This is a genomic window from uncultured Gimesia sp. (genome assembly GCF_937919775.1).
In the GTDB taxonomy this organism is placed as follows: domain Bacteria; phylum Planctomycetota; class Planctomycetia; order Planctomycetales; family Planctomycetaceae; genus Gimesia.
In genome coordinates, this window is sequence record NZ_CALFPF010000492.1 from 1 (window position 1) to 5,640 (window position 5,640).

Genomic DNA, 5,640 nt, shown 5'->3' on the forward strand with positions numbered 1-5,640 from the left:
ATAGATAATAATATCGCAACAATAATATTATTAAACCTTCATCAGGAAAGCATCCCTATGAGACTTTTTCCCCAGTGCTCGGCGAAGAATTGTTCCCTGTTTCTGCTCGCATTCCTGTCGATCCTGCCTGCCGTGCAGGCAGACGATCACCAGAAAACCACCTTGTTCACCGCACGTGACGGCGAGTATCATCATTACCGCATTCCCGGCATCATCGCGACAAAACAGGGCACACTGCTTGCGTATTGTGAAGCCCGCAAGGCAGCAGGCGACTGGGCCGACATCGACATTTTGATACGCCGCAGCACCGATGGCGGCAAAACCTGGTTGCCCCCGCAAACGATTCATGACGCCAAAGAAAACACGGTCAACAACGTCGTCGCTTTCGCCGACGAACAAACCGGCCAGGTGCATCTGCTGTATTGTGAAAACTACGGCCGCTGTTTTTATATCGACAGCAAAGACGACGGGCAGACATTCAGCAAACCGGTTGAAATTACCGAAGTCTTTGAACAGTTCCGCAAAGAATACAACTGGAACGTGATCGCTGCCGGCCCCGGGCACGGCATTCAACTGCAAAACGGACGCCTGCTGGTCCCCGTCTGGCTTTCGACCGGCGGCAGGAAACATCGCCCTTCCAGCGTCGCGACCATCTTCAGCGACGACCATGGCAAAACCTGGCAGCGGGGTGACATCATCGTCAAGCAGGGGGATGAAGTCGCCGGCGAAACCGTTGTGAATCCCAGCGAAACCGTCGCCGTCCAGTTGTTCAATAACAAAGTCCTCGTCAACATGCGCACGGAAGCGCAGCCGCACCGACGTCTGATTGCCGTCAGCGATAACGGCGCCACCAACTGGACCGACAAACATTTTGACGATCAACTGCTGGAACCCGTCTGCATGGCCAGCATTCTCAGAGTTCCCGCCAGCCCATCGCAACCGAAAAACGCCATCGTTTTCGCCAATCCTGATAACCTGGAAAACAAAACGAAACGCCGCAAGCCAAACCGTGACCGCAAAAACCTGACGCTGCAGGTCAGCTTCGATGACTGCCAGACCTGGGTTGGCAAACAGGTTCTGGAACCAGGCATCAGCGGCTACAGCGATCTGGCGTCGCTGCCCGACGGTTCGATCTTCTGTTTTTACGAAGATGGGGGCTTGAAAAATGACGGTTATGACACAACCGCCTTGACAGTCGCTCAATTTCCGTTGAAATGGATCTTGAAAGATTGATTTTTTGATCATGCTGAAATACTCCTGAACTCACTGATTTTGCGCCTCGAATGAATTGAGCTTTTACCATGCCCCGTTACCTCATCACCGTTCTCACCCTGATTTGCGGATTGCTCTTTTCGACACAACATCTGACCGCAGCCGATCCGGATCACAGTGTTGACATCTGCGTTTACGGCGGCACATCGGGGGGCGTCGTCGCGGCCGTCAAAGCGGCGCGGCTCGGTAAAAAAGCCGTTCTGATTGAACCGGGTCAACATCTGGGGGGCATGAGTTCGGGCGGCCTCAGTTATTCCGACATGGGCAAAGCCGCCACAGTCGCCGGCATGGCCCGCGAGTTTTACGAACGGATCGGCAAAAAATACAACAAACCTCTCGAAACCCAACTCGAGCCACACGTCGCCGAGCAGGTCTTCGAGGAAATGATCAAAGAGGCCGGCGTCACCGTCATCAAAGGGGAACCGCTGCAGAAAGTCGTCAAACAGGGTCCCACGATCACCGAACTCATCACTGACAAGGGAACCCGTATCGCTGCGAAAATGTTTATCGACACGACCTATGAAGGCGATCTGCTCGCCGCCGCCGGCGTGTCCTGTTCGCTGACCCGCGAAGCCAATTCTCAATACAACGAAACCTTGAACGGCATTCAGCTCCACGAAATCCCCGAGGTCGAGTTCGGCAAGGTCGACAAGATCGGCCGCCGCAAAGACCGCCGCGGCTTGTGGGACCGCGCGATTCCTCTCGATCCCTATCGCATTCCCGGCAAACCCGAAAGCGGCCTGCTCCCCCTCATCGAAGTCGGAGAGCTGGGAACCATCGGTGCAGCGGCTCCCGGCGTGCAGGCCTACTGCTTCCGCCTGTGTGTCACCGATCAACCCGAAAACCGCATTCCCATCGCGCCGCCCGCAAACTACGATCCGGCCCGCTATGAAATCGTCGCCCGTTACATCGCCGCCTGCCAGAAAGCCGGCGACGACATGGACCTCCGCTGGTTCACCAAACACGACGCACTCCCCAACGGCAAATTCGATTTCAACACCGCCTACTTCGGTCTGAACTATGTCGGCGGCAACAAAGGCTACACCGAAGCGAGCCACGCCGAGCGGCAGCAGATCATCAAAGAACACGAAAACTACGCCCGCGGCCTGTTTTATTTTCTCAAGACCGACGAGCGCGTGCCTGACAAAGTGCTCGAGCAGGTCAGCCAATACGGCCTCTGCAAAGACGAATTCCAGGACAATGGCGGCTGGCCGCATCAACTCTATATCCGCGAATCGCGGCGGATGATTTCCGACCTCGTCATGACCGAACATCATTGTCGGCATGCAGAGGTCGCTCCCAAATCGGTGGGCCTCGCCTCCTACGGCGTCGACATCCACGAAATCCGCCGCATCGCTCACAATGGTGTGATGGTCCGCGAAGGAAAACTGCTCGGCCACACCGGCACCCGCGGCCCCTATCCGATTGGTTATGATGCCATCGTTCCCAAGGCTTCCGAATGTGATAACCTGCTGGTCACGTTTGCGATTTCCGCCAGTCACGTCGCCTTCGGCTCCACCCGCATGGAACCGGTGCTGATGATTCTCAGCCAGTCCGCCGCGACCGCCGCCAGTCAGGCCATCGATGCCGGCTGCAAAATCCAGGATGTGAATTACCAGCGACTCCGCACACAACTGCTGGCCGACGGGCAACTGCTCGACTGGCCGTCCAACACTAAACCACGTACCAGATGACAACGTTTTAGTGCCAGTTGCTGAATAAATTCGACTTGACGCCAACCCGCCGTTCGCCATGATCCCTCTCATGTGTGTCGCGCGCGAACGGACTACAGGTTCAGCTGAAGAACAGGCAGCACTGCCAATATCAGCACTATAAAAGCCCCTCGTTTCAGCAAGATTCAACAATTTCTGAGTCAAAAACCTTATGCGTATCGACACACACCCGCACACAAGGCCTCCATCCCAGCACACGTCTCCACCACACCCACACATCTCAGCACTCCCTCGCCACAAAAAACAATCCATTATCTCTTGCCTCACCCACGCCAACAGAGAGAATCAAAATCACCAACCTGGAGTGAAACGATTCCCGCTACAAAAAAGAGGCAGGGGCAGACCCATGTGTCCGCCCGCAGCACCAGCGCCCCACCCCAGAACGAACCAGAATAAAAGCACACCCCAAAACTGAGCGGCTCGGCGCCAGCCGCCGTTATCGAACCAACGGCAAACAAATCCTACCAGATAGCAACCGCCGCCCGCAGATGAACACTCCCCAGTGAAACCGAAAACGAATTTAAGCCCGCAGCCTGACGTTGACTGTTTTCACTGGTACATTATGATCATGAATTTGATGACTACTGCTTGACACTCACACCGCTTCAGAAAGCCCTCCCATGTTCGACTTCGCCCCACCCACGATCAACGAAATTGCTCCGGATGTGTTTCGGCTTGGCTGTTATGCGCCGGCTCTGGATTTGCAGTTTAACTATTTTCTGGTTCGCGATGATGAGCCGTTGTTATTTACGACCGGGTATAAGGCCAGCTTTCCGCAGCTCTTAAAAGCGGTGCAGCAGATCATTGATCCAGCGACGCTGCGGTATATTGCCTTCAGTCATTTCGAATCGGACGAATGCGGGGCGCTGAATCAGTGGCTGGAAGTAGCACCCCAGGCGGAGCCGGTCTGCAGTCTGGTTTCGGCGATGGTCAACATCAACGACTTCGCCATCCGGCCGCCACGCGGGATGAACGACGGTGACCTGCTGAGTACGGGTAAATATCAATACCGCTTCTGCTCGACCGCGCAACTCCCTCACGGCTGGGACGCCGGTCTCTTATATGAAGAGACACAGGGGACGCTGTTCTGCTCGGACCTGTTCCATCAGGGGGGGAACGGAAAACCGCTTACCGAAAGTGATCTATCCGAACAGGTCCGGGCGACGATGCAGCAGATGCAGGCGGGACCACTGGCCGACTACATCCCTTATACAAAACAGACAGACAAAATTCTGCAGAAACTGGCCGCTTTGAAACCGAAAACCCTGGCCATCATGCACGGCTCCAGCTTCGCCGGTGACGGCGAACAGGCTTTTCAAAATCTGTCGACCGCGATGAAAGACGTCTTTGGTTGAGCTACCACGAAAAACACGAAACAGCACGAAAAGGCAAGGAACCTATTTCACCTTCGCAAACTGTTTTTGAAAGAACTCCAGCATTTCGCGGTTGGGGTTGCGGCCTTTGGTTTCGGGGGTGTAGATGAAGACGTTTTCGATCTTGAGTTCGTTCATTTTCTTGACCAGATCGCGGCCGAAGTTCGGGTGATGGATGCCCTGGCCGGGGCGGGCGTTGTCGGGCAGGGGGCCGTCGGCTTCGCTGTAGACCATGTAGAGTGGCGGATCGTCTCTGGTCAGATGAGTGATTGCCGACGACTCGTCGTAGCGTTTCTGACGTTCCGGCGTCGGGTGCAGCGCCTCTTCCGCGGTCGTGACGCCGTAGGCTTTGAAGATCGAACCATGCTCCCAGGCCCGGCCGCCGACCAGCGCTTTGATCTGGATCGGATCATAGGTGCTTTGACCGCCAAAAGTGCCAATCGCCTGGATGCGCGTTGATTCGCGTTCGACCGGGTCGGCGCTGTCCGGATTGGCCAGGTCATCGTGAAAACCGATCCACATCGAAATCCCGGCGCCGGCGGAACCGCCAAAACAGGCGACCCGTTTGGGGTCGATGTTCCACTCTTTGGCTTTGCTGCGCAGAAACTGCACGGCCCGCGCACCGTCGCGCTGCGGTTCGGGAAGCAGTACGTCTTTCCCGTCAATAAAGCGGTAGTGAATCGCGGCGACACTGATGCCGGCTGTATGAAAGAGGTTTACAAGCCCCGCGCTCACTCGCTTGCTGCCGCCGACAAAACCGCCGCCGTGAATGTAGATCACCAGGGGAGTCGGCTGGTCCGATTTGGCCTGATAGAAGTCGAGCACGTTCCGCTCATGAGCGCCGTATTTCACATCGGCGTACGTCGGTTTGATCTCATTGGCCGGGGCACCGTTGCTTTTTTCGCGGTATTCCTTCGCTTCGGCCCGGGTCAATACGCCATCCTTGTTTTTGTCGGCGTCGGGAAATCGCTTCAACAACTGCTGCAGCCGTTCGTCGGCCTGCGGCTTTTCATCAGCCGCCCGCACATTGCCGGACAGGATCACCGTGCTACACAAAACGAGGATTCGTAAACCAAATTGGATCTGGGGAATGTGTGTCATTCTGTCTCTCGTTTTCTGTTTTGATGCTGGATGTGAAAAGCGACCGCTCGAAAAAACCCGCTCGTCGTTACAGGTTCAATGCGAGTCCTGTTCAAGTCCAGTTTACCAATCCCGATTCGCCAGGATAGTTTTTCTACCGCGAAATACACGAAAATCACGAA

At 55.6% G+C, this 5,640-nt stretch carries 4 protein-coding genes; 3 read left to right on the plus strand and 1 reads right to left on the minus strand.

What is annotated here, in order from left to right; all coding sequences use genetic code 11:
• The first annotated feature begins 57 nt into the window (after positions 1–57).
• The 3 genes from Q0294_RS13965 to Q0294_RS13975 all read left to right on the plus strand — a co-directional run bounded on the left by Q0294_RS13965 (position 58) and on the right by Q0294_RS13975 (position 4,360).
• Complete coding sequence (locus tag Q0294_RS13965) at positions 58–1,233, plus strand: sialidase family protein (RefSeq protein ID WP_299466473.1); 1,176 nt, start codon at positions 58–60, stop codon at positions 1,231–1,233.
• A gap of 68 nt (positions 1,234–1,301) precedes the next feature.
• Complete coding sequence (locus Q0294_RS13970; protein ID WP_299466476.1) at positions 1,302–2,966, plus strand: FAD-dependent oxidoreductase; 1,665 nt, start codon at positions 1,302–1,304, stop codon at positions 2,964–2,966.
• A gap of 659 nt (positions 2,967–3,625) precedes the next feature.
• Positions 3,626–4,360: an MBL fold metallo-hydrolase gene (locus Q0294_RS13975; protein WP_299466479.1), complete on the plus strand. Its 735-nt coding sequence runs from the start codon at positions 3,626–3,628 to the stop codon at positions 4,358–4,360.
• Positions 4,361–4,402: 42 nt separating this feature from the next.
• Here the strand turns inward: Q0294_RS13975 and Q0294_RS13980 are convergent, their stop codons facing one another.
• Complete coding sequence (locus Q0294_RS13980) at positions 4,403–5,479, minus strand: alpha/beta hydrolase (protein ID WP_299466482.1); 1,077 nt, start codon at positions 5,477–5,479, stop codon at positions 4,403–4,405.
• Between the last annotated feature and the right edge of the window lie 161 nt (positions 5,480–5,640).

Excerpts from the sequence above, each read along its gene's own strand:
- Q0294_RS13965 (WP_299466473.1), top strand. The coding sequence starts at position 58 with ATGAGACTTTTTCCCCAGTGCTCGGCGAAGAATTGTTCCCTGTTTCTG.
- Q0294_RS13970 (WP_299466476.1), top strand. The coding sequence starts at position 1,302 with ATGCCCCGTTACCTCATCACCGTTCTCACCCTGATTTGCGGATTGCTC.
- Q0294_RS13975 (WP_299466479.1), top strand. The coding sequence starts at position 3,626 with ATGTTCGACTTCGCCCCACCCACGATCAACGAAATTGCTCCGGATGTG.
- Q0294_RS13980 (WP_299466482.1), bottom strand. The coding sequence starts at position 5,479 with ATGACACACATTCCCCAGATCCAATTTGGTTTACGAATCCTCGTTTTG.